The organism is Pseudomonas sp. 13B_2.1_Bac1 (genome assembly GCF_025466155.1).
Taxonomy (GTDB): domain Bacteria; phylum Pseudomonadota; class Gammaproteobacteria; order Pseudomonadales; family Pseudomonadaceae; genus Aquipseudomonas; species Aquipseudomonas aylmerensis.
Genome location: NZ_JANLOH010000039.1, coordinates 23,850 through 42,549, shown reverse-complemented (window position 1 = coordinate 42,549; position 18,700 = coordinate 23,850). Strand labels below are relative to the sequence as shown.

Genomic DNA, 18,700 nt, shown 5'->3' with positions numbered 1-18,700 from the left:
AGGACGAGCGGGCGCTGTTGGGTGCTGCCAGGATTACTTCTTGAGGACGAGTTCGACCGGGGTTTCGATCACGCCATCTTTGGCATCGACTTTCTCACCCTTGACCAACTTGAGCGCGTTCTGGATACCGAACACAGCTTGCTGGGCAGCGGCCTGGTCAGCGGTCGCCAGGACGCGGCCGTCCTGCAGCATGGGCTTGATGGCTTCGATGTTGTCGTAGCCAACCACCAGGACCTTGCCAGCCTTGCCGGCCGCACGCACGGCGGAAACCGCGCCCAGCGCCATGTTGTCGTTACCGGCCAACAGGGCCTTGAGGTCCGGGTATTCGCTCAGCATGGCCGAGGCGACTTTCTGGCCCTGGTCGATTTCCCAGTTGCCGGATTGGGTCGAGACGATCTTCATGCCGGCAGCGTCCATCGCATCCTTGTAGCCTGCGGTGCGCTGCTGGGCGTTGGTGGTAGTCGGTACGCCTTCGATGATGCCGACCTTGTCACCCGCGGCCAGTTGCTTGGCCAGGTAGTCGCCGACCAGCTTGGAACCTTTGCGGTTGTCCGGGCCTACGAAGGGGATGTCGAGGTTTTTGCTTTTCAGCACGTCCGGGTCCAGGCGGTTGTCGATGTTGACCACCTTGATGCCGGCATCGGAGGCTTTCTTCAACACCGTCACGAGTGCCTTGGAATCGGCGGGCGCAATGACGATGGCGTTGACCTTGGCGAGGATCATCTGGTTGACGATATCGATCTGCGCGCTGGTATCGGTTTCGTTCTTGATACCGTTGGTGATCATGTCGAAATCGGCGGCGTGGTCTTTCTGATAAGCCTTGGCGCCGTCCTGCATGGTCACGAAGAATTCGTTGGCGAGGGATTTCATCACCAGGCCAACCTTGGGTTTGGCGGCGTCATCGGCGAATGCAGAGGAAAGAGGTAAAACGGCGGATGCGGCAGCAAGCACAGCGACAGCAAGAAGACGTCCAGCGAATGGCAGCTTCATGGGTTCACTCCGATCTTATGATTATTGTGAGCAACGCTTGCACCGAAGAGTGCTTCGGCAGCCCTCCCACCCGGGGTGACTGATACGAGCTGTCACGTTACTCCAGGAGTGCGCCGTGAAACATCTCGCAAACGTTTGCGTTAATCAAACTATGAGAACCTTGTCGAGATTTGTCAACGGTAGAAACCGGTCTTTCATCCAAGCCCTCTAGCGCCTGGCCTCGCAGTGTGCAAGGAGCGAGATTAAACATCGCGACCTGCCCTTCGTTCTCTAAAACGACAGGCTTTGCCAGATCATTCGCCACAGCCTTCATGGAACCAGTGCGCCTTTTCGGACAACCGAACGCAATCGCGGCCAATGTTCGGAAAGCCGGACGAAGGGCGTTCGAACGCACTCAAAACAAAAAAATAAGTTGTTTTAAATCAACAGCTTAATTTATATCCGCGAATACAATCGGTCTGGTACAGATCCTGCTCTCATCCTGCACCTCGTGGCATTCAGAACCGCCCGGGTGTTCTAGATGAACCTGCTACAGCACTCATCAAAAACCAGAGAGAAAAATAATGAAATCTGCACTGAAGAACATTGTCCCGGGCGCATTAGCCCTCCTGCTGCTGTTCCCTGTTGCCGCCCAGGCAAAGGAAGCCGAAACCAAGACCAAGCTGTCCAACGTGGTGATTCTCGCCACCGGCGGCACCATTGCCGGCGCCGGCGCCAGCGCGGCCAACAGTGCCACCTACCAGGCGGCGAAAGTCGGTATCGAGCAATTGATCGCTGGTGTTCCTGAGCTTAGCCAGATCGCCAATGTACGCGGCGAACAAGTGATGCAAATTGCATCCGAAAGCATCAACAACGAAAACCTGCTGCAACTGGGCCGTCGCGTCGCCGAACTGGCCGACAGCAAGGACGTGGATGGCATCGTGATCACCCACGGTACCGACACCCTGGAAGAGACCGCCTACTTCCTGAACCTGGTGGAAAAAACCGACAAGCCAATCGTCGTGGTCGGTTCCATGCGCCCAGGCACCGCCATGTCGGCGGACGGCATGCTCAACCTGTACAACGCCGTGGCCGTGGCCGGCAGCAAAGACGCGCGCGGTAAAGGCGTGCTGGTGACCATGAACGACGAGATCCAGTCGGGTCGTGACGTCAGCAAGATGATCAACATCAAGACCGAAGCGTTCAAGAGCCCATGGGGCCCGCTGGGCATGGTGGTTGAAGGCAAATCCTACTGGTTCCGCCTGCCTGCCAAGCGCCACACCATGGATTCGGAATTCGACATCAAGACCATCAAGAGCCTGCCGGACGTGGAAATCGCCTATGGCTATGGCAACGTGAGCGACACAGCGGTCAAGGCCCTGGCCCAGGCTGGCGCCAAAGCCATCATCCATGCCGGCACCGGCAATGGTTCGGTGTCTTCCAAGGTGGTCCCTGCCCTGCAGGAACTGCGCAAGCAGGGCGTACAGATCATCCGCTCTTCCCACGTGAATGCCGGCGGTTTCGTTCTGCGTAATGCTGAACAACCTGACGACAAGTACGACTGGGTCGCCGCACATGACCTGAACCCGCAAAAAGCCCGCATCTTGGCCATGGTCGCCCTGACCAAGACCCAGGACAGCAAAGAGCTGCAACGGATGTTCTGGGAATATTGATTCCTGGCCATACCTTGTAGGAGCTCGCCTCTCCAGGCGCGCTCCTACACATTTCACTCCCCCGCCTTACGCAAAACTACCTGAACAGCTGTCAGACGAACTTCTTGAAATTTAAGCAGTTGCGAAATCGCCCACAGTTAAATACTGTATGTGCGTACAGCTTATTAAGGAATACTCCGTGGCAAAGTCCTCTTCCGCAGCGCCAACCCCGCCTGATGCCTACGAACGCCTGGCCATTCGTGTGCAAAAGATCATCAACTCGACCAACGCCCAAAAAGCCAAGGCAGCCTTGATCTTCCGCCTGCCGGACGAGCCGGAGGATGAGTGGGAGCGGTTGCTGGAAGAAATTGCGGAGAACGACAACGTCACCCTCGCCTATCGGGACGACGGTGGCGTGCAGATTTTCTGGGTTGTACCGAAGGAAGATTGATTCAATGAGTGTCCGTTTTATCGCTGTGTGCTGCCTGTTCTTTGCTGTCGGTGCCCAGGCCCAGGCACCCCGCACCTTCAGCGAAGCCAAGAAAGTCGCCTGGAAACTCTATGCCCCCCAATCCACCGAGTTCTACTGCGGCTGCAAATACACCGGCAATCGCGTAGACCTGAAAGCCTGCGGCTACATCCCGCGCAAAAACGCCAACCGCGCCGCCCGTATCGAGTGGGAGCACATTGTTCCGGCGTGGCAGATCGGGCACCAGCGCCAGTGCTGGCAGAACGGCGGGCGCAAGAACTGCACGCGCCACGATGACGTGTTCAAGCGCGCCGAGGCAGACCTGCACAATCTGGTGCCGAGTATCGGCGAGGTCAACGGTGACCGTAACAACTTCAGCTTTGGCTGGCTGCCGGTGCAAAGCGGGCAGTACGGTTCATGCCTGACCCAGGTCGACTTCAAAGCCAAGAAGGTCATGCCCCGCCCGTCCATCCGCGGAATGATCGCGCGCACCTATTTCTATATGAGCAAGCAGTACGGCTTGCGCCTGTCGAAACAGGATCGCCAGCTCTACGAAGCCTGGAACAAGACCTACCCGGTGCAGACTTGGGAGCGCCAGCGCAACCAGACCGTGGCGTGTGTGATGGGACGTGGCAATGAGTTCGTCGGCCCGGTGAACCTGAAGGCCTGCGGTTGAAACTGGGCGGTACTCCCGCCCATCCAGCCGGTTATTGCGCAGCCGCGTGCTCGATGACTTGCGATTCGGTATCGGTCTTCTTGGCGCGGGCCAGCTTTTCAGTGAGTTGCACCTGCTTGGCCTCGGCTTCAGCCTTGGTGGCGAACGGCCCCAGCAGCACTTCGTCCTTGCCGTCGACCTTCACGATGTAAAAATTGAAACCATGTTCCAGCAACCAGGCCGTGAGGTCGGTGAGCGCCTGTAATTTGTGGTCGGGTGGCCCGACCCATACATCCCATTCCTGAGCGGCAATCGCGCCGGTTTGTGGCTGGCTTTCAGTCACGGCAGGCTTGGCCTTGGGCGCATCGACGCTTTTGCCTTCACCGCAACCGGCCAATGCCAACACCGCAATTGCCATCGCTACTTTACGCACTGCCCTGCTCCTTAAAGGATTAAAGAGGCGACTTTATCATTCACTGTCTATTCTGGCCGTCATAAACGTTGGCTTAAACAATGCGAATGATGTATCGCAGACCTGTATGATGCCGGCATGGGAATTAATGCCGCCTCTATGCGTCCTAAAAGAGGCAGCCACAGGGAAGCGCTTAGCAGTAAGCTACACACATCTGACATCTGCCCTGTCTGAAACACGTGTCCTTAAAAGTAATCAAGGAGAAGTCCATGCTTATACTCACCCGCAAAGTCGGTGAAAGCATAAACATCGGTGATGACATCACGATCACCATCCTGGGCGTCAGCGGCCAGCAAGTACGAATCGGCATCAACGCACCCAAGGATGTTGCCGTGCATCGCGAGGAGATCTACCAGCGCATCCAGGCCGGCCTGAGTGCCCCGGACAAAAACCAGACGCCTTGAAGAACCTTCAGTAGCCAGCCCTTTCGTTCACTGTAACGGCTGGCGAAAACCCCTTCGAACCGCTCTTGTGTCTATTGCGTGATTGACGCCTCCAATGCATTCATCTTCGCGCCAAGATGAAACTGTCTTCACGCTTTGAACTTGTCGTGTCATCCATAGCCGAATCATCTACTGATACCCTGCCATCCGTGTGCGCGAAGGAGCACGTCGATGAGGCTGACCCGTGCGCAACCATTTGCTCTACGAGCCTGGATCATCGCCCTCCTGATAGGGCTGGCATTCGTGGGGCTGGAATATGGCTTGAGGCTTGAAATCGCAGGCACCGACCGCGCCGATCCGCCGTCCTGGCTAGACCTCACACTGGTGCTGGGTGGCTACCTCTTCATGTTCTGCCTCAAGCCCATCCAGAGGGCCGTACAGCTTAAATTGTGTCAACAAACCGCTCAGAAAAATGCACGTTGATGCGCAGTGCTTCGCGATCAGATCGCCGGTATTTACAGCGACGCAGTACGACCTATGCTTTGCTCTGCACGCTCACTGAAAGGTGCTGAAACCGATGGACACTTTGAGCAAATCGCAAATCGAATCCGCGCTGGCCGCCCGTCTGCCGAGCTACACCGTCACCTGCACATTGCACGCCGACGGCACCCTTTCGGCGGTGCTCAGCGGCCCGGAAACCGACCATTTCGCAATTACCGGAATCGTGCGCGCGCATTATCGCGGGGCGGAGGCCATTGCCCGGCTGGCGAATGAAATTCTCAGGGAAATGGTGCTGTCCCGCCAGGCAATGAGAAATGACCGTATGCAGCCTCCCTCTGCCTCACCTGGCTGCGAACAAGGCCGAGACCGGTAACGGCCTCGGCCTTTTTGTATCAGCCCACTTCATTCTGCAAGGACAACAAGCCGTCAGCACCGCGCTGCACGCGCAGGTGGGCATAGCCGTCAATCCTGGCGTGTTCGGTCACCATGGGCTTGAGGTGCGTCGACGTTACGACCATCACGTCCGCCCCTGCCGCTTCTCCCGCACGAATTCCCACCGACGCATCTTCAAACACCAGGCAGTCCTGCACCGGCACGCCCAGGCGCTGCGCCCCCAACAGGTAACAGGCCGGGTCGGGCTTGCCAATGGCGACGTCTTCGGCCGTGACCAGCACCGCCGGCGGCGCAATCCCGGCCGCTCGCAGCCGACGCAACGCCAGCTCACGAGGCGCTGAGGTGACCAGCGCCCATTGATCGTCCGGCAGGCGGTTCAGAAACGCGACCGCGCCGGGGATCGCGACAATGCCTTCGACATCATTGATTTCCGCTTCGGTAATCCACTGCGCCTCGACTTCAGGATCAACTCCCGGCAACGCCTGGCGGGTGATGGTATCGATCGCGCGGGCGCCGTGAATGGTGGTCAGGAACGCCGCCACGTCCAGGCCGTGGCGTTCGGCCCAGGTACTCCACACCCGCTCGGCGGCGGCGATGGAGTTGAGCAGGGTGCCGTCCATATCGAACAGAAAGGCGCGGTAACGGCGGGCAAATACGGCTGAACCTCGGATGGACACTGCGTGGTTTCCTCGTGGGCGGTAACAAATAATCGGCCCGATGCAATCTACGGATCACCTCGGTGCTTGTAAACGCCGCCACCCCCTCGATCGCATTACAGCTTTGTAATGAAGCTGTAAGTCTTGTCAGCACCCTCACTTCATACAGTGGCGGCGTCAGTCACCCACACCGGTTGACGCCACCTTCCCACTGATGAAAAGGGTCACCCCATGAAACCTGCAAGCAAACTCTGCCTGATCGCCGCCAGCCTGCTGATGCTGGGTACCGGCACCGCCCTGGCCGGCACTGTCGCACCGGTCAAAGCCAACAACGTGGTGCTGGTGCACGGTTCCTGGGCAGATGGCTCGAGCTGGTCCGAAGTGATCACCCGCCTCCAGGCCGCCGGCCTGCACGTGACAGCCGTGCAAAACCCACTGACATCGGTGGCCGACGATGTCGCCGCCACCAACCGCGTACTGAATCAACAGGACGGTCCTACCGTGCTAGTCGGCCATTCCTACGCTGGCACCGTGGTAAGCGATGCCGGGATGAACCCCAACGTCAGCGCCCTGGTGTACGTGGCGGCCCGCGCCCCGGATGCCAATGAAGACTTTGTCGCGCTCTCCGCCAAATACCCGACCATGCCGGTGCGAGCCGGTGTGGAAGATCACGACGGCTACCTCACGCTGAGCCAGGACGCGTTTCTCAAGTACTTCGCCGCCGACGTGCCGCACGCCAAGGCCATGGAGCTGTACGCCGTGCAGCAACCCATCACCAAGAGCCTGTTCAGCGGCCGCACCGTGAACGCCGCCTGGCACACCAAGCCGTCCTGGTACGCGGTGTCGACCCAGGACCAGACCATCAACCCGGACCTGGAACGGTTCCTCGCCAAGCGCATGAACGCCAGCACGATCGAGCTGCCCTCGAGCCACTTGTCGCTGGTGTCCCACGCCAAGGAAATCACCGACCTGATCCTCGAAGCCTCCGGCCGCCAGCCTTGAGCCCTTGCATTACAAACTTGTCATGAACCTGTTGGTTGGCTGTTCGGAGCACTTGGTTACCGTGAACCCACTGCCACGCGCTGGCAGCCAACCTATTAAGAGAGAGATCGCCATGAAACTGTTTATCCTCGGCTTTGCCGCTTTGCTTGCCACTGGCACCGTGTTCGCCGCCGAACCCGTCATCCACGACAAGACCGGCTTTTTCGTGCACCTGGATGTCGACAAAGTCTTGTCGAGTACCGATACCTACGGCCAATGCGGCATCGTTCCCGCGCGTCTCGACTACCTGGACCACCAGGGCCGCGAACACGTGCTGGACTACCAGGTACAGGCCATCGGTTGCCCCAGTGACAATTGATCGGACTACACTTGCGCAACGCACAGAAGCAGGGCACTTCCCATGAACATTCTTGTAGTCGAAGACGAACCCAAGGCCGGCAATTACCTGCTTAACGGCCTGCAGGAGCTGGGCTACTCCGTCAGCCTCGCCCGCGACGGCGTGGACGGTTTGCACCAGGCCCTGGAAACCTCGTTCGACGTGATCGTGCTGGATGTGATGATGCCTAAGATGGACGGTTGGGAAGTCCTGCGCCGCTTGCGCAAGGAGGCCGATACACCGGTACTTTTTCTGACGGCCCGCGATGATATCGCCGACCGCATCAAGGGCCTGGAACTCGGCGCCGATGATTACCTGATCAAGCCCTTCTCCTTCGCCGAACTGGTGGCGCGCCTGCGCACCCTGACCCGCCGTGGCCCGAGCCGGGAAGAAGAACAACTGCAGGTCGCCGACCTGCAGATCGATGTGCTGAAACGCCGCGTGACCCGCGCCGGCACACGCATCACCCTGACCAACAAAGAGTTTGCCCTGCTGCATTTGTTTGCCACTCACCAGGATCAGGTGTTGTCGCGCTCGCTGATTGCCTCGCGGGTGTGGGACATGAACTTCGACAGCGACACCAACGTGGTGGACGTGGCCGTGCGGCGCCTGCGCCTGAAAATCGACGACCCGTTCCAGCTCAAGTTGATCCACAGCGTGCGGGGCATCGGCTACCGCTTCGATACCCAACCATGACCCGCCGTCGCCATTATTCACTGACCCTGCGCCTGGCGGTGATTTTCGCCCTGCTGGCCTTCGCGCTGCTGGCCACGCTGGGCGTTGCGCTGTACCGCGAACTGGAGCGTGAGTTGATCAAGCGTGACGACGCTGCGCTGATCTATCGCACCGATCAGTTACGCAACCTGCTCAACGACAGCAATACATTGGATCTGATCAGGACCAAGCCGGAGCTGTTCCAGAACATGCTGGGCAACAGCGAGTCAGTGCTGAGCATCGCGGCGCCGGGGCAGAAGCCCTTGCTGCTGGTCAACCCGGGCAATATCGAGATGCCGGTGGTGCCGGCCGTTGCCAAAGACCACGCGCTGGGCCTTGCCGATGTGCACCATCTGCCTGGGGTCAACGACGTCCCCTTTGCCGCCGTAGCGGCGTCGATCGATTCCGGGGACCTGGGCAGCCTGCAAGTCACCACCGGACGCTTGATGACCGAACGCACCGCCATGCTCGCCAGCTATCGCCTGAGCGTGTTTATCCTGGCGAGCATTGCCGCGATCATCCTTGCCCTGGTCGGGTACTTGCTGGTGCACCGTGGCCTGCTGCCGTTGCGACGCCTGGCCCGGCATGCCCAGGGCATCGGCGTCGGCAACCTGGCCGAGCGCCTCGACAGCCACGGCGCGCCAAAAGAGTTGCTGCCGATGATCGACGCGTTCAACACCATGCTCGAACGCCTGGCCAGAGGCTTTGTGCAACTGGGCCAGGTGTCCACAGACATGGCCCACGAACTGCGTACGCCGATCAACAACCTGCTGGGCGAAACCCAGGTCGCGCTGCAACAGAGTCGCAGCATCGAGAGTTATCAACAGTTGCTGGCGTCCAACGTCGAAGAGCTTGAACGCCTGGCGCGGATGCTCGACAACATGCTGTTTCTCGCCCGCACTGATCCGGCCAGCGCCCTGCGCCAACGCCAGGAACTCAGTGCAGCGGATGAAGTGGAACGTATCGCCGATTACTTCGAAGGCTTGGCCAGTGACGTGGAGGTCAGCATTCATGCCGAAGGTGAAGGCGTGATCTGGGCTGAACCGATGCTACTGCGCCGGGCCCTGGCGAACCTGTGCGCCAACGCGATCAAATATGGCGCGCCGCGTTCCGAGCTGCTGATCCAGGCGGTGCCACAGGCCGAAGGCATCACCCTGAGGGTCAGCAACCAGGGTGAAACCATTGCTGCCGAGCACCTGCCACGGCTGTTCGAGCGCTTTTACCGGGTGGATGAATCGCGCGAACGTTCGGCCCAGTCCAATGGCCTCGGCCTGTCGATTGTGGCGACCATCATGCAGTTGCATAACGGTCGATACAGCGTGAGCAGCGAGGCAGGACTGACGTGTTTTGAGTTGTTTTTTCCGAGGCGGAACGACTGAATCGCACGTCCCAGGCGCCTGGTGTTATTTTGCAAAAATTTGGCTGTCACCCCTGGCCGGAGTTCCCACTATTCTTTCCCCAAAGCGCACGCTCAGTATTGGAAACAGGTGAAGTGCAGTGGAAAGGAAACACTATCGATTCGGCGGGACAAACTCGCTGAACACCCCACCTCAAGGCAGAGGTGGTGGCGGTAACGACGGAGGTTCAGGCATGGAAAAACGATTGGGTCTACTGGAAAAGGGGCTGGCTGAAATGAAAGAAAGGCTGATCACCGTTTCGAGCAGGGCAGACTCCCTGGAAAAGCACTTCGCGACCAAGGCGGACCTCACGACCACCGAGGTGAATCTCATCAAATGGTACGTGGCCACCGCCTTCGCAATGACTGGCCTGGCGTGCGCCATCACCTTCGGGCTCACCCGCCTGTTTGCTACCTGACGATGACCCGCGCAGGTCAGCTAACCTGCCCGCCCGTCTCTGTCACATCCACTGATGTATGCCAAGCGGCCAGCAACGCCACCCGCAGTCCCTCGACCTGCGTCTCCAGTGCCATCGACGCCGCGCCCGAAGCCAACACTTGTTCGGGCAGATATGGCACGTGGATAAACCCACTGCGCACGGCGGTAGCAGCCAGTGCGTGCTGCAATAGGTAAAACACCTGGTTACACACGAAGGTACCGGCCGTGTGCGACACCGTCGCCGCAATCTCCGCTTCGCGCACTGCCTTGACCATCGCCTTGATCGGCAGCGTGGTGAAGTAGGCTGCGGGGCCGTCAGCCACCACGGCGGCATCAATCGGCTGCTCGCCGAGGTTGTCGGGAATACGCGCGTCATTCAGGTTGATCGCCACCCGCTCCATGGAAATAGCACTGCGCCCCGGCCCCAGCCCCGTGGCGATCACCATCGCCGGCTGCAATTGGTCGATCAACTGGATCAGGCACTCACCCGCCGTGGCAAACGCACAGGGCAGCCGACGCGCAACAACCTGCACATCGGCGCCCAGTTGCCAGCCATCCAGCAGGCGCACCACTTCCCAGGACGGGTTTATCGGGTCTTGATCAAAGGGCTCGAAACCCGTCAACAATAGAGTCTGCATCGTGGCCTCACATCAACAGGTAAAGCAGGACAATATTGACCACCAGCATCATCAGCGCGGTCGGCAGTTGAGCCTTGATCACCGCGTTTTTGTCGGGCAACTCCAGCAGTGCTGCCGGCACGATATTGAAGTTGGCCGCCATCGGTGTCATCAACGTACCGCAGTAACCCGAGAACATGCCAATCGCGGCCATCACTGCGGGGTTGCCGCCGTAGATCCCCACCAGCACCGGCACGCCGACGCCGCCGGTCATCACCGGGAATGCCGCGAAGCCGTTCCCCATGATCACCGTGAACAGTGCCATGCCCAGCACATACACCATGACTGCCACCAGCTTGAAATCCAGGTTGATGTAGGTGGTGGTGACATGCGCGACAGCCGTACCGACTCCGGCTTCATTGAACAACAGCCCCAGCATCGCCAGCATTTGCGGCAGCACCATGGCCCAGCCCAGGGCCTCGGTCAGTCGCCGCGATTCGCGCAAGGCCTGCACCGGGGTGTCGCGGGTCAGCCAGCACGCCAGGCCGAGGGCGATCAGGCACCCGATGCCGAGGGAAACGAAGGTGGTGTTTTTCGGGTCCAGCAGCGGTACGCCGCCGATCTCGGTGTGCTTGAGTAATACCGAGCCGATCACCGTCGTCAGGGGAATCGCCAACGCCGGGATAAACAGTTTGTGCCCCAGGCGACCGGCGCTGGCGCGGGACGCCTTGTCATGCAGCTCGGCGTGCGTGCCACGGCCGACGCCGCCCAGCCCGGCAATCAACGCCATGACCACCACGCCCACACCAATGACCACCGAGGGCAGGCGCTCGCCCACCAGGAACGGAACCGCGAACAGCAACCAGAACAAGGCGCTGGACCAGCGCTTGGGGTGGGTCCGATCCATCAGGATCATGCCCGCAGTGATCAGCAGCAGCACTCCGGCGAGCCAGTACAGGTATTGAATCGAGATGATCATTGCGCGGCCTCCACGGCAGTGGCGACAGGCGTCATCTCACGGGTCAGCCGCCGGTCGAACCGATGCAGGCGAATCGCGTGAATGATAAACGCGCAGATCGCCGTCGGGATGCCCCACACCGCGATGTGCAGCGGCTCGACATCAATCCCCGAGCCCAGCAGGAAGGTGTGCATCAGCGCAATCGCACCAAAGGCGACGAAGATGTCCTCACCGAAAAACAGGCCGACGTTGTCCGTCGCAGCGCACATGGCCAGCACCTTGTGGCGCAGCTTGTCCGGCAACTTGCCGTAGCGTTTTTCCGCTGCGCCCTCAGCCATCGGCGCCAGCAGTGGGCGCACCATCTGCGGGTGTCCGCCGAGGCTGGTCAAGCCCATGGCGGCGGTGGATTCGCGCACAAACAGATAGATGATCAACAGGCGCCCTACCGTGGCGCGCTCGAACCGCGCAATCCAGTTCTGCGCGTGCAGGCGCAACCCATGGCGCTCCAGCAGGCCGATGACCGCCAGGGGCAATAACAGAATCAATTGCAGGGCACGGGTCTGAAGGAAACCGTCGCCCATGGTCGCGAGGATTTTTTCCAGCGGGAAGTGGGCGGCAAGCCCGGTGGCGATGGCGGCGGCGGTCACCACCAACAGCGGATTGAAGCGCAAGACAAAGCCAACCACGATCACAAGTACGCCGATCAACGGCCATAAGTTCACAACAGTTTGCATGGCGGTGAGGTCCTTTAATGCGCGCTGCGGCGCCGTTACAGCAGGATGTGAACAAAGGGTTCACAGCAGGAAGTGGCGTGCAGTCGGCTCGGTTTTTTATTGTTGACCCGGAAGGTCGAGCGTCAGTGGCGGCAACTTTGCTGCCTGGGGGCGGGAGGTGTCCAACAAGAAAAATTGTTGCTGCAAACCAATAAATTTTGTCGGGGTTTGCTGCGCATACGTAACAAGATGTGGACAGGTAACCCGCGAGTCACGCATCTTAGCGCCGCCCGTTGATCGGGTGCGGCACCGGGTACCGGCGCACGCCTCTCTCACTATTGTTGTGGATATGGAAATTCGATGAAAACCCAAAAGGTCCTGATCGCCCTCTCGTGCGCCGTTGCCCTGTCCCTGCTGGGCGGTTGTGCAGCGAAAGTTAAAAGTGGCGGCAGCACAGCACTGGCCATCCCGGAAGCGGCCAAGCAGAACCTGGTGGTGAGCATCCAAGGCGAAAAACAGGTGGAGCAAAACCCTGACTGGAACTTGCTCAAGCGCGACTGGAATAACGCGCTCCAGGTCGAAGCACGCCAGGCTGGCTTCACGGTCACCGAAAGCCCTAAAGTCGCGGCCAATGGTGAAGACGGCGTGGGCATCAGCATCAACGTGAGCAAGTTTCGCTACATCGAACCGGGTTCGCGGTATGTCGCCGGTGCGCTGGTGGGTAATGCCTGGGTGTTCTCTCGCGCTGACTACTCCGACTTGAAATCCGGCGCGCCCATTGGCTCACGCACCTACGACACGTCATCCTCGGCCTGGGAAGGCGTGGCATCGGCAATGACGCAGAAGCAGGTCCAGGCAATCGTCAAGCAGATGATCAGCGACATCAAGAGCGCCAAGGCCCAGTAAGCCACCGCGCCTGCAAAAAGGGCCAACCGCTGGGTTGGCCCTGATACTGCAATCCCGCCTGGCTTGCTTCAGAGTTGCTTGAGGGTCTCACGCGACACTTCTTGCAGACCCGCCTCGGTGATTTTCTTCCAATCACTCTCCGTCACCGCCTGCATGCTTTCATTCTTGCGCGTCACCACATTCAGCGCAGTGGCGCCCGGAGTTTCGATACGCAGGTGGGCTTTGTTACTCACGTCGACAGAGAAGAAGCCCGGGGTAAACCAGGACCAGAATTCGACAATATGCACGTTCACTGGCGCGGCATCCGGAGTGCCTGGCTCGGTGACGACCTGGTAACCGGCCTGCTTGTAAGCCGCGGCTACCGACTCATTCACCAGTTGGGAAACGGTGCGGCCGGAGGGCAGCAACACGTCGCCCAACCCTTTGCCGTAACTGTTGCGCTTACGGGCAATGGCGCGCTCGGTAATCGACTTGTCATTGACCTCGTCATTTTTCAGCGATGGCGTATCCGGGCTTCGTGGAGCAATCTGGAAAACGCGATCATCCACGGTGCTGATCAGGACTTTCTTGCCATTGCTTGTAGCTGCGGCCTGGCTTGTGCTGAGCGGCGCAACATTGACATCCACTTCCGACCGACTCGTGGCGCATCCCGCCAGAACCATCAGTGCCGCAATCCCCACCACTAACCGAACGCTCATGACTACCGCTCCTTATCGCCATCATTGGCATGGCCGGATATCGGCCGGCGACGATTGTACATGCGCGATATCATTTAGACATCAGTCCGACTTTTTTGAAGTAACTGCATACCGGTGAGTGTGTACTCAAGCCCGACCCGGTATCGTCAACCCAGAACGACCGTCAATGAACAAGGGGCAGCACCGGTGACTTCTTCCGACACACCCACCGCCGAGAATGGCCTCAGCATCCAGACCCGCCTGATCGCCCTGGTGGTCGCCGTGACTTTCTTCATGGAAAACCTCGATGCCACGGTGATCGCCACGGCATTGCCGACCATGGCCACAGCGTTCGGGGTCACGCCGGTCGACATGAACATCGGCATCACCGCCTACATTCTCGCCGTGGCGATCTTCATACCGTTGTCCAGCTGGATCGCCGACCGATTGGGTGCGCGCCGGGTCTTTGCCGGCGCGATCATCGTCTTCACTCTCGCCTCGCTGCTGTGCGGGCTGAGCCAGAGCCTTGAAATGTTCGTCGTTGCACGCGTCCTGCAGGGCATCGGTGGCGCACTGATGGTGCCCGTGGGGCGGCTGGCGGTGCTGCGCAATACGGATAAAAAAGACCTGGTCAAAATGATCGCGATCATCACCTGGCCCGGCCTGGTGGCGCCGATCCTGGGGCCAGTGGCCGGCGGACTGATCGTCACCCATGCCTCCTGGCCCTGGATCTTCTACGTGAACCTGCCGCTGGGCGTATTGGCGTTGGCCGCCGCACTGTGGCTGGTACCGGAAGGTCGCGAAGCCAGCGTGCGCAAGTTTGATGCGAAGGGGTTCTTATTGCTCGCAGGCGCCTGTGTCGCCTTGCTGGGCGGACTGGAATGGTTGGGCAGCGAGGCCGGCGAAATGCTCATCCCAGGCGTGGCGCTGGTCGCAGCGGGCATTGCGTTGGCGGTGTGGGCCGTGCACCACTGTCAGCACCATACTGACCCGCTGTTGCCGCTGCAGACCCTGGCGATCAATACCTTTCGCGTGAGTATCTATGGTGGGTCGCTGTTTCGCCTGGCCATCAGCGCGCTGCCGTTCCTGCTGCCGCTGTTGTTTCAGGTGGCCTTTGGCTTATCCCCGGTGGACGCGGGCCTGTTGGTGCTGGCGGTTTTTGCCGGCAACCTGGCGATGAAACCCTTGACCACGGCCATCATGCAGCGCTTCGGCTTTCGCCAGGTGCTGCTGGTGAATGGCGTGATCGGGGTGGCGTCGATTGCGGCGTGCGCGCTTTTCACCGCGCAGACCCCGCTCGCGGTCATCGCAGTGGTGCTGTTTGTGGGCGGGTTGTCACGCTCGATGCAGTTCACCTGCTACAACTCAATTGGCTTTGCAGATGTGCCCAAGCCACGCATGAGCGAGGCATCGGCGTTGTTCAGCATGTCGTTCCAGCTGGCCATGGGGATGGGCGTGACGGCAGCGGCGCTGTTGTTGCGCGCGTCGATGAGCGTGCAGGGGCATGAGATTCACGCACAAGTGGGTGACTTCCGGGTGGCGTTCATCGGGGTGGCATTGCTGGGGGCGCTCGCGCTGGTAGATGTCTATCGACTGCCAGCGCACGCGGGAGAAAGTGTGTTGAAGCGCGGTTGAACGCCGCCTCGTCGAATTAGGCGGTGGTGCTGACGATTGATCCCGTCGCACTGCCGCCCTCAGCGGTGACAGCCTGCAACAGCGCGGCAGTCGCTGTCTGCAACGCAGCGGCAGTGGTTGCAATCTGCGCTTGTGCCGCCGCAACCGCAGCAGCCTTGGCCGCCTCGCTCTGGTTGCTGGACTGTGCCTGCTGCATGGCTTGTTGCTGCTCTTGAAGTTGCTTTTGCAACTGCTCGATCTGCTTCTTCAACTCCTTGACCGTGTCCGACTCCGTCGAGCTGGAAGACGCTTGGCCACCGCCGCCGGCACCCGCAGTCGCTTGCGTGCCCGCGTTCATATTGACGGTCAGGCCGCCGGTACGGTTGGTGCTCTCGGTTGCCTGGGGAACCGTTGAGGTTGCAACGCTTTGACTGCTGGCTACGGCAGGAGGATTGCTAATGTTGATGAGCATGCCAAATGTCCGATGATGAAGGCTTATCGACTGCATCGGCGTGTCGGTCGATTAATTGAGGGCGGCGTCAGGATTAAATCCGAGGCAACAAAAAAGGGCCCACCTTTCGGTGAGCCCTTCTAGACCGCCCAGCAGAGCGGATTTTGTTTGGTAGGCGCGATTGGACTCGAACCAACGCCCCCACCACGTCAAGGTGACCCAGAAGCACGTGCAACCGCATGATTTATAAAGGAAAAAACATACTTTCCGCACTGTCCTAAGACACCATTTCTGCCTATAAGAATCAATAACTTAGCGTTGTATATTGCTACGTTGATTCCCCTTCCACGGCGTCCTGCCGACGGAAACCACTCCCAAATCCGCGACGCCTCGATTACTGTATGCGCATACAGTATTTGAGTTTGCCCACCATGAACATCGACGAAGACACCTCAGCGTGGCTCGGCTGCCCTACGCCACTGGAAATGTACAAGCAACAGTGCGCGCTGCTCGAGGATGAGCTGACGACCACTCAGCAGCTTTTGAGCAAGGCGCGAGCAAACATCGCCTCACGATTGAACGTTTAGTAGACGACGCCCTGGTAGTTCTCGAAGCTGGCCTCGTATTCTTGCCGGAAGGTCCGAGGATCCATCTTGCGGCGGGCAGCTTCCAGTTCTTCGGCCGGATCGTTGCCACCGTCGAGCGAGGTGTACAGCCAACTCTTGTGATCAGGCTCATGGCCTGGACGGCCATCGAGGAACGTGTCGTAGCAGTGATTCAATCCCTTCGGCGTGCCGATACGTAACGCGTGACCACCCTTTCGCCTGCCGATGCCCGGTATCGAGTATTGGCAGGTCGAAAGCATCGGGCGCAGGACCTCTTCCCAGGCCTCCCACGGACAGTCAGCCCATTCATCCACTAGGACGAAGAACAGGCCAGAACCCCGCAAGTTGTCGTAGTTGTCGAGCCCCACCACCCGCATGACGTGGCCGGACTTGAGCGTGATCGAGCATTCCGTCTCGTTCGGGCGGTGTGCACGCCATGCTTCGGCGATAGCCTGCTTCAGGCGCCGCCAAAACACGCGCTTGGCCTGCTTGAAGGTTGGCGCGCCGTACCAGATTTCGTCCTCGACGCTTACGCCCCACTCCTCAGCCAGGCGGGCAGCACGACGCATCTCGGCCTTGCCCAGGAACGTCTTGCCAAACCGGCGACCACACACCGCATCACGGAAGCGAGCCTCGGGTTGAAAGCCCCAGCAGTAAATGTTCGCCTGCTTGGGCGTCAGCTTCACCGGCGGGTCAAAGGTACGGGGTAGCGGGGACATTCTCATCAGGCTCCAGGGTGTACTCAGCAACTGCGTGCTGCTGGTCAGCGTGGGAGCCCAAAGGCTTTTCAGGTTCAAGGCGGCGGTTCACGTAGACGTCGCCCACTTCTTTTGCGGCCTGCTCCAGTAGCTGGGCAGTCAGCGCCATGTTCTTCATGTTCTCGGCCTTCTCGGCCATGCGTCCAAGCGCGCGCAGTCGATAGGCACGGTTGGCGATCGGGATCTCAGCGGTTTGTTCGCGAAATCGGGCCCGGGTGTCTTCGAAAAGGGTTCTCCACTTCAGGTGAAGGTTTCGCCCGACGTATTTGGTTGGGTCGTATGCCTCACACTGCTGGCGGGTAACATCGAGGCCATATTCCACTTTGACAGCCGCCACCACCTGTGATGGCGTGTCGAAGCAGGCTAGAGCCTGTACTACAAAGGCTTTCACCTCGTCTCTGAGTGCGGCCATATGTGGGCATCCGTCAAAGTACTGTCAAAGTCAGGCCGACTTGAGCAGACAGGTTCCGCAGGCCCTCGCAATGTTTAATTTCCCTACCTCGGCAGGACTGTTTGCAGCATCCACCAACGCTTGAACGTCAGGGCTCGCACCATAGCGGCGGACCACCCCGACGAACTCTTCAACGTCGTGGCCCTGCAGCTTGATCTTTGGTGCGCCGTCTTGGGTGAATGCTGGTTGACCGTACTTGTCGGTCGCGTGAGCCAGGTGATACAGCTCGTGCTCCAGGAGCGCGCAGAACTCAAGGTCGCTGCACTGGGCGCAGTAGTCAGCCGCCAGGGTGATGATGAAGTCCGGCACATCGCCGAACCAATCACGCATCTGTTGCTCCATCCGAGCTTTCTGCCAACCACCGGCGCGCAACGCTACTTGTTCGGCCTGGCCCAGGACTGTGCGACCCTGCTTCTCGAAGCTCGACGACGCCCACATGACCCGGATGTCTGCATCCAGTAGGTGGGCATGGTCTTCGTTGTGAATGCTTCGGGTGTCGGCGAGGATCTCGGTTTGGAGCCATTCCCATACTTCAGGTGCTGGGGTCAGGCGGAGGCCGAAGTCGGACAGGGCAGACAGTTCGAGCAATTCCACTGGAGGGTGAGGCCTTTGCATTCGCTCCTCCATTCGGGGAAATACAGCTGCGTGAGCCCATGCAAAACGCACTTAAAGAAATGGTGGCACAATGAGCACATCGAACTCACAGGGATACACTTTTTTATGCTTCCGAAAGAAATGAACTACCAGCTGAAATTTACACAACATGGAATCGACAAGCAGATGCCCGGACAAGCCTACGAGTCCAGCGCTACAGACCTACTCTGGAATATTTTGTCTTGCAGCAATAAGCTTCCTGTAGTTGTTGCTATGCCA

25 protein-coding genes are annotated in these 18,700 nt (G+C 59.5%); 14 read left to right on the top strand and 11 right to left on the bottom strand.

Translation table 11 applies throughout. From position 1 onward, the window contains the following. Positions 1-33: 33 nt before the first annotated feature. The gene (locus tag NTD80_RS09020; RefSeq protein ID WP_065903701.1) at positions 34-990 is read right to left on the bottom strand and encodes a sugar ABC transporter substrate-binding protein; all 957 of its coding nucleotides are present in this window, start codon (positions 988-990) and stop codon (positions 34-36) included. 563 nt (positions 991-1,553) lie between these two features. Between NTD80_RS09020 and NTD80_RS09015 the strand changes: the two genes are divergently transcribed. The 3 genes from NTD80_RS09015 (at position 1,554) to NTD80_RS09005 (ending at position 3,766) form a co-directional block, all read left to right on the top strand. After that, positions 1,554-2,642 (top strand): asparaginase, encoded by a 1,089-nt coding sequence (locus tag NTD80_RS09015; RefSeq protein WP_065903702.1) that lies wholly within the window; start codon positions 1,554-1,556, stop codon positions 2,640-2,642. A gap of 178 nt (positions 2,643-2,820) precedes the next feature. Continuing rightward, entirely contained in the window at positions 2,821-3,072 is a 252-nt protein-coding gene (locus NTD80_RS09010) for a DUF1654 domain-containing protein (protein ID WP_177343942.1), read from the top strand. A gap of 4 nt (positions 3,073-3,076) precedes the next feature. Beyond that, complete coding sequence (locus NTD80_RS09005; protein WP_120449181.1) at positions 3,077-3,766, top strand: endonuclease; 690 nt, start codon at positions 3,077-3,079, stop codon at positions 3,764-3,766. Between the two features lie 31 nt (positions 3,767-3,797). Here NTD80_RS09005 and NTD80_RS09000 read toward each other — a convergent pair whose 3' ends face one another. Further along, entirely contained in the window at positions 3,798-4,163 is a 366-nt protein-coding gene (locus NTD80_RS09000; RefSeq protein ID WP_065903706.1) for a penicillin-binding protein activator LpoB, read from the bottom strand. Positions 4,164-4,426: 263 nt separating this feature from the next. On the opposite strand from NTD80_RS09000, the gene csrA reads away from it, so the two are divergent. The 3 genes from csrA (at position 4,427) to NTD80_RS08985 (ending at position 5,474) form a co-directional block, all read left to right on the top strand. Continuing rightward, a complete protein-coding gene (gene csrA, locus NTD80_RS08995) occupies positions 4,427-4,621 on the top strand; it encodes a carbon storage regulator CsrA (protein WP_027604095.1) in 195 nt (64 codons plus the stop codon). Between the two features lie 210 nt (positions 4,622-4,831). Then, complete coding sequence (locus NTD80_RS08990; protein ID WP_262133239.1) at positions 4,832-5,083, top strand: hypothetical protein; 252 nt, start codon at positions 4,832-4,834, stop codon at positions 5,081-5,083. Between the two features lie 94 nt (positions 5,084-5,177). Next, a complete protein-coding gene (locus NTD80_RS08985; RefSeq protein ID WP_262133238.1) occupies positions 5,178-5,474 on the top strand; it encodes a hypothetical protein in 297 nt (98 codons plus the stop codon). Between the two features lie 19 nt (positions 5,475-5,493). Here the strand turns inward: NTD80_RS08985 and NTD80_RS08980 are convergent, their stop codons facing one another. Continuing rightward, entirely contained in the window at positions 5,494-6,171 is a 678-nt protein-coding gene (locus NTD80_RS08980) for an HAD family hydrolase (protein WP_262133237.1), read from the bottom strand. Positions 6,172-6,381: 210 nt separating this feature from the next. On the opposite strand from NTD80_RS08980, the gene NTD80_RS08975 reads away from it, so the two are divergent. From NTD80_RS08975 to NTD80_RS08955, 5 genes are all read left to right on the top strand, one after another. Continuing rightward, on the top strand, positions 6,382-7,152 hold the full coding sequence (locus tag NTD80_RS08975) for an alpha/beta hydrolase (RefSeq protein WP_262133235.1): 771 nt from the start codon (positions 6,382-6,384) through the stop codon (positions 7,150-7,152). Between the two features lie 112 nt (positions 7,153-7,264). Then, positions 7,265-7,510 carry a DUF2790 domain-containing protein gene (locus tag NTD80_RS08970; protein WP_065903723.1) on the top strand — a complete coding sequence of 82 codons (246 nt, stop codon included), beginning with the start codon at positions 7,265-7,267 and terminating at the stop codon, positions 7,508-7,510. A 42-nt stretch (positions 7,511-7,552) separates the two neighbouring features. Next, entirely contained in the window at positions 7,553-8,224 is a 672-nt protein-coding gene (locus NTD80_RS08965; protein ID WP_065903725.1) for a heavy metal response regulator transcription factor, read from the top strand. Continuing rightward, the gene (locus NTD80_RS08960; RefSeq protein WP_262133234.1) at positions 8,221-9,621 is read left to right on the top strand and encodes a heavy metal sensor histidine kinase; all 1,401 of its coding nucleotides are present in this window, start codon (positions 8,221-8,223) and stop codon (positions 9,619-9,621) included. The genes NTD80_RS08965 and NTD80_RS08960 overlap by 4 nt, the downstream gene beginning before the upstream one ends. A gap of 211 nt (positions 9,622-9,832) precedes the next feature. Next, positions 9,833-10,057 (top strand): hypothetical protein, encoded by a 225-nt coding sequence (locus NTD80_RS08955; RefSeq protein WP_065903730.1) that lies wholly within the window; start codon positions 9,833-9,835, stop codon positions 10,055-10,057. Positions 10,058-10,073: 16 nt separating this feature from the next. Here the strand turns inward: NTD80_RS08955 and pcp are convergent, their stop codons facing one another. The 3 genes from pcp to NTD80_RS08940 are packed head-to-tail and all read right to left on the bottom strand — an operon-like array spanning position 10,074 to position 12,386. After that, positions 10,074-10,715: a pyroglutamyl-peptidase I gene (gene pcp / locus NTD80_RS08950; RefSeq protein WP_262133233.1), complete on the bottom strand. Its 642-nt coding sequence runs from the start codon at positions 10,713-10,715 to the stop codon at positions 10,074-10,076. 7 nt (positions 10,716-10,722) lie between these two features. Further along, positions 10,723-11,673: a DUF979 domain-containing protein gene (locus tag NTD80_RS08945; protein WP_065903735.1), complete on the bottom strand. Its 951-nt coding sequence runs from the start codon at positions 11,671-11,673 to the stop codon at positions 10,723-10,725. Beyond that, entirely contained in the window at positions 11,670-12,386 is a 717-nt protein-coding gene (locus tag NTD80_RS08940) for a DUF969 domain-containing protein (RefSeq protein WP_065903737.1), read from the bottom strand. Before NTD80_RS08940 ends, NTD80_RS08945 begins: the two co-directional genes overlap by 4 nt. A gap of 339 nt (positions 12,387-12,725) precedes the next feature. Here NTD80_RS08940 and NTD80_RS08935 point away from each other — a divergent pair, with 339 nt between their 5' ends. Beyond that, the gene (locus NTD80_RS08935; protein WP_262133232.1) at positions 12,726-13,271 is read left to right on the top strand and encodes a hypothetical protein; all 546 of its coding nucleotides are present in this window, start codon (positions 12,726-12,728) and stop codon (positions 13,269-13,271) included. Between the two features lie 68 nt (positions 13,272-13,339). Here NTD80_RS08935 and NTD80_RS08930 read toward each other — a convergent pair whose 3' ends face one another. Further along, positions 13,340-13,969, bottom strand: coding sequence for a flagellar biosynthesis protein (locus tag NTD80_RS08930; RefSeq protein ID WP_262133230.1), 630 nt, complete (start codon positions 13,967-13,969; stop codon positions 13,340-13,342). Positions 13,970-14,155: 186 nt separating this feature from the next. Here NTD80_RS08930 and NTD80_RS08925 point away from each other — a divergent pair, with 186 nt between their 5' ends. Continuing rightward, positions 14,156-15,583 carry a DHA2 family efflux MFS transporter permease subunit gene (locus NTD80_RS08925; RefSeq protein WP_262133228.1) on the top strand — a complete coding sequence of 476 codons (1,428 nt, stop codon included), beginning with the start codon at positions 14,156-14,158 and terminating at the stop codon, positions 15,581-15,583. A 16-nt stretch (positions 15,584-15,599) separates the two neighbouring features. Here the strand turns inward: NTD80_RS08925 and NTD80_RS08920 are convergent, their stop codons facing one another. After that, positions 15,600-16,034 carry a hypothetical protein gene (locus tag NTD80_RS08920; RefSeq protein ID WP_120449185.1) on the bottom strand — a complete coding sequence of 145 codons (435 nt, stop codon included), beginning with the start codon at positions 16,032-16,034 and terminating at the stop codon, positions 15,600-15,602. Between the two features lie 410 nt (positions 16,035-16,444). Here NTD80_RS08920 and NTD80_RS08915 point away from each other — a divergent pair, with 410 nt between their 5' ends. After that, positions 16,445-16,600 (top strand): hypothetical protein, encoded by a 156-nt coding sequence (locus NTD80_RS08915; RefSeq protein WP_262133316.1) that lies wholly within the window; start codon positions 16,445-16,447, stop codon positions 16,598-16,600. Here the strand turns inward: NTD80_RS08915 and NTD80_RS08910 are convergent. Genes NTD80_RS08910 through NTD80_RS08900 form a run of 3 tightly spaced genes read right to left on the bottom strand, consistent with a single transcriptional unit; the run spans position 16,597 to position 18,442 of the window. Continuing rightward, entirely contained in the window at positions 16,597-17,337 is a 741-nt protein-coding gene (locus NTD80_RS08910) for a terminase large subunit domain-containing protein (protein WP_262133224.1), read from the bottom strand. The genes NTD80_RS08915 and NTD80_RS08910 overlap by 4 nt on opposite strands. After that, positions 17,312-17,788 carry a DUF2280 domain-containing protein gene (locus NTD80_RS08905; RefSeq protein WP_262133223.1) on the bottom strand — a complete coding sequence of 159 codons (477 nt, stop codon included), beginning with the start codon at positions 17,786-17,788 and terminating at the stop codon, positions 17,312-17,314. The genes NTD80_RS08910 and NTD80_RS08905 overlap by 26 nt, the downstream gene beginning before the upstream one ends. Before the next feature lie 30 nt (positions 17,789-17,818). After that, positions 17,819-18,442 (bottom strand): putative metallopeptidase, encoded by a 624-nt coding sequence (locus tag NTD80_RS08900; protein WP_262133221.1) that lies wholly within the window; start codon positions 18,440-18,442, stop codon positions 17,819-17,821. Between the last annotated feature and the right edge of the window lie 258 nt (positions 18,443-18,700).

What these genes read in the sequence shown, in the direction of transcription:
- pcp (WP_262133233.1), bottom strand. Translation starts at nt 10,715, where the DNA reads ATGCAGACTCTATTGTTGACGGGTTTCGAGCCCTTTGATCAAGACCCG.
- NTD80_RS08900 (WP_262133221.1), bottom strand. Translation starts at nt 18,442, where the DNA reads ATGCAAAGGCCTCACCCTCCAGTGGAATTGCTCGAACTGTCTGCCCTG.
- NTD80_RS08935 (WP_262133232.1), top strand. Translation starts at nt 12,726, where the DNA reads ATGAAAACCCAAAAGGTCCTGATCGCCCTCTCGTGCGCCGTTGCCCTG.
- NTD80_RS08985 (WP_262133238.1), top strand. Translation starts at nt 5,178, where the DNA reads ATGGACACTTTGAGCAAATCGCAAATCGAATCCGCGCTGGCCGCCCGT.
- NTD80_RS08905 (WP_262133223.1), bottom strand. Translation starts at nt 17,788, where the DNA reads ATGGCCGCACTCAGAGACGAGGTGAAAGCCTTTGTAGTACAGGCTCTA.
- NTD80_RS08990 (WP_262133239.1), top strand. Translation starts at nt 4,832, where the DNA reads ATGAGGCTGACCCGTGCGCAACCATTTGCTCTACGAGCCTGGATCATC.
- NTD80_RS09020 (WP_065903701.1), bottom strand. Translation starts at nt 990, where the DNA reads ATGAAGCTGCCATTCGCTGGACGTCTTCTTGCTGTCGCTGTGCTTGCT.
- NTD80_RS09005 (WP_120449181.1), top strand. Translation starts at nt 3,077, where the DNA reads ATGAGTGTCCGTTTTATCGCTGTGTGCTGCCTGTTCTTTGCTGTCGGT.
- NTD80_RS08930 (WP_262133230.1), bottom strand. Translation starts at nt 13,969, where the DNA reads ATGAGCGTTCGGTTAGTGGTGGGGATTGCGGCACTGATGGTTCTGGCG.
- NTD80_RS08920 (WP_120449185.1), bottom strand. Translation starts at nt 16,034, where the DNA reads ATGCTCATCAACATTAGCAATCCTCCTGCCGTAGCCAGCAGTCAAAGC.
- NTD80_RS09000 (WP_065903706.1), bottom strand. Translation starts at nt 4,163, where the DNA reads ATGGCAATTGCGGTGTTGGCATTGGCCGGTTGCGGTGAAGGCAAAAGC.
- NTD80_RS08970 (WP_065903723.1), top strand. Translation starts at nt 7,265, where the DNA reads ATGAAACTGTTTATCCTCGGCTTTGCCGCTTTGCTTGCCACTGGCACC.
- NTD80_RS08910 (WP_262133224.1), bottom strand. Translation starts at nt 17,337, where the DNA reads ATGTCCCCGCTACCCCGTACCTTTGACCCGCCGGTGAAGCTGACGCCC.
- NTD80_RS08975 (WP_262133235.1), top strand. Translation starts at nt 6,382, where the DNA reads ATGAAACCTGCAAGCAAACTCTGCCTGATCGCCGCCAGCCTGCTGATG.
- NTD80_RS08945 (WP_065903735.1), bottom strand. Translation starts at nt 11,673, where the DNA reads ATGATCATCTCGATTCAATACCTGTACTGGCTCGCCGGAGTGCTGCTG.
- NTD80_RS08960 (WP_262133234.1), top strand. Translation starts at nt 8,221, where the DNA reads ATGACCCGCCGTCGCCATTATTCACTGACCCTGCGCCTGGCGGTGATT.
- NTD80_RS08965 (WP_065903725.1), top strand. Translation starts at nt 7,553, where the DNA reads ATGAACATTCTTGTAGTCGAAGACGAACCCAAGGCCGGCAATTACCTG.
- csrA (WP_027604095.1), top strand. Translation starts at nt 4,427, where the DNA reads ATGCTTATACTCACCCGCAAAGTCGGTGAAAGCATAAACATCGGTGAT.
- NTD80_RS08940 (WP_065903737.1), bottom strand. Translation starts at nt 12,386, where the DNA reads ATGCAAACTGTTGTGAACTTATGGCCGTTGATCGGCGTACTTGTGATC.
- NTD80_RS08955 (WP_065903730.1), top strand. Translation starts at nt 9,833, where the DNA reads ATGGAAAAACGATTGGGTCTACTGGAAAAGGGGCTGGCTGAAATGAAA.
- NTD80_RS08915 (WP_262133316.1), top strand. Translation starts at nt 16,445, where the DNA reads ATGAACATCGACGAAGACACCTCAGCGTGGCTCGGCTGCCCTACGCCA.
- NTD80_RS09015 (WP_065903702.1), top strand. Translation starts at nt 1,554, where the DNA reads ATGAAATCTGCACTGAAGAACATTGTCCCGGGCGCATTAGCCCTCCTG.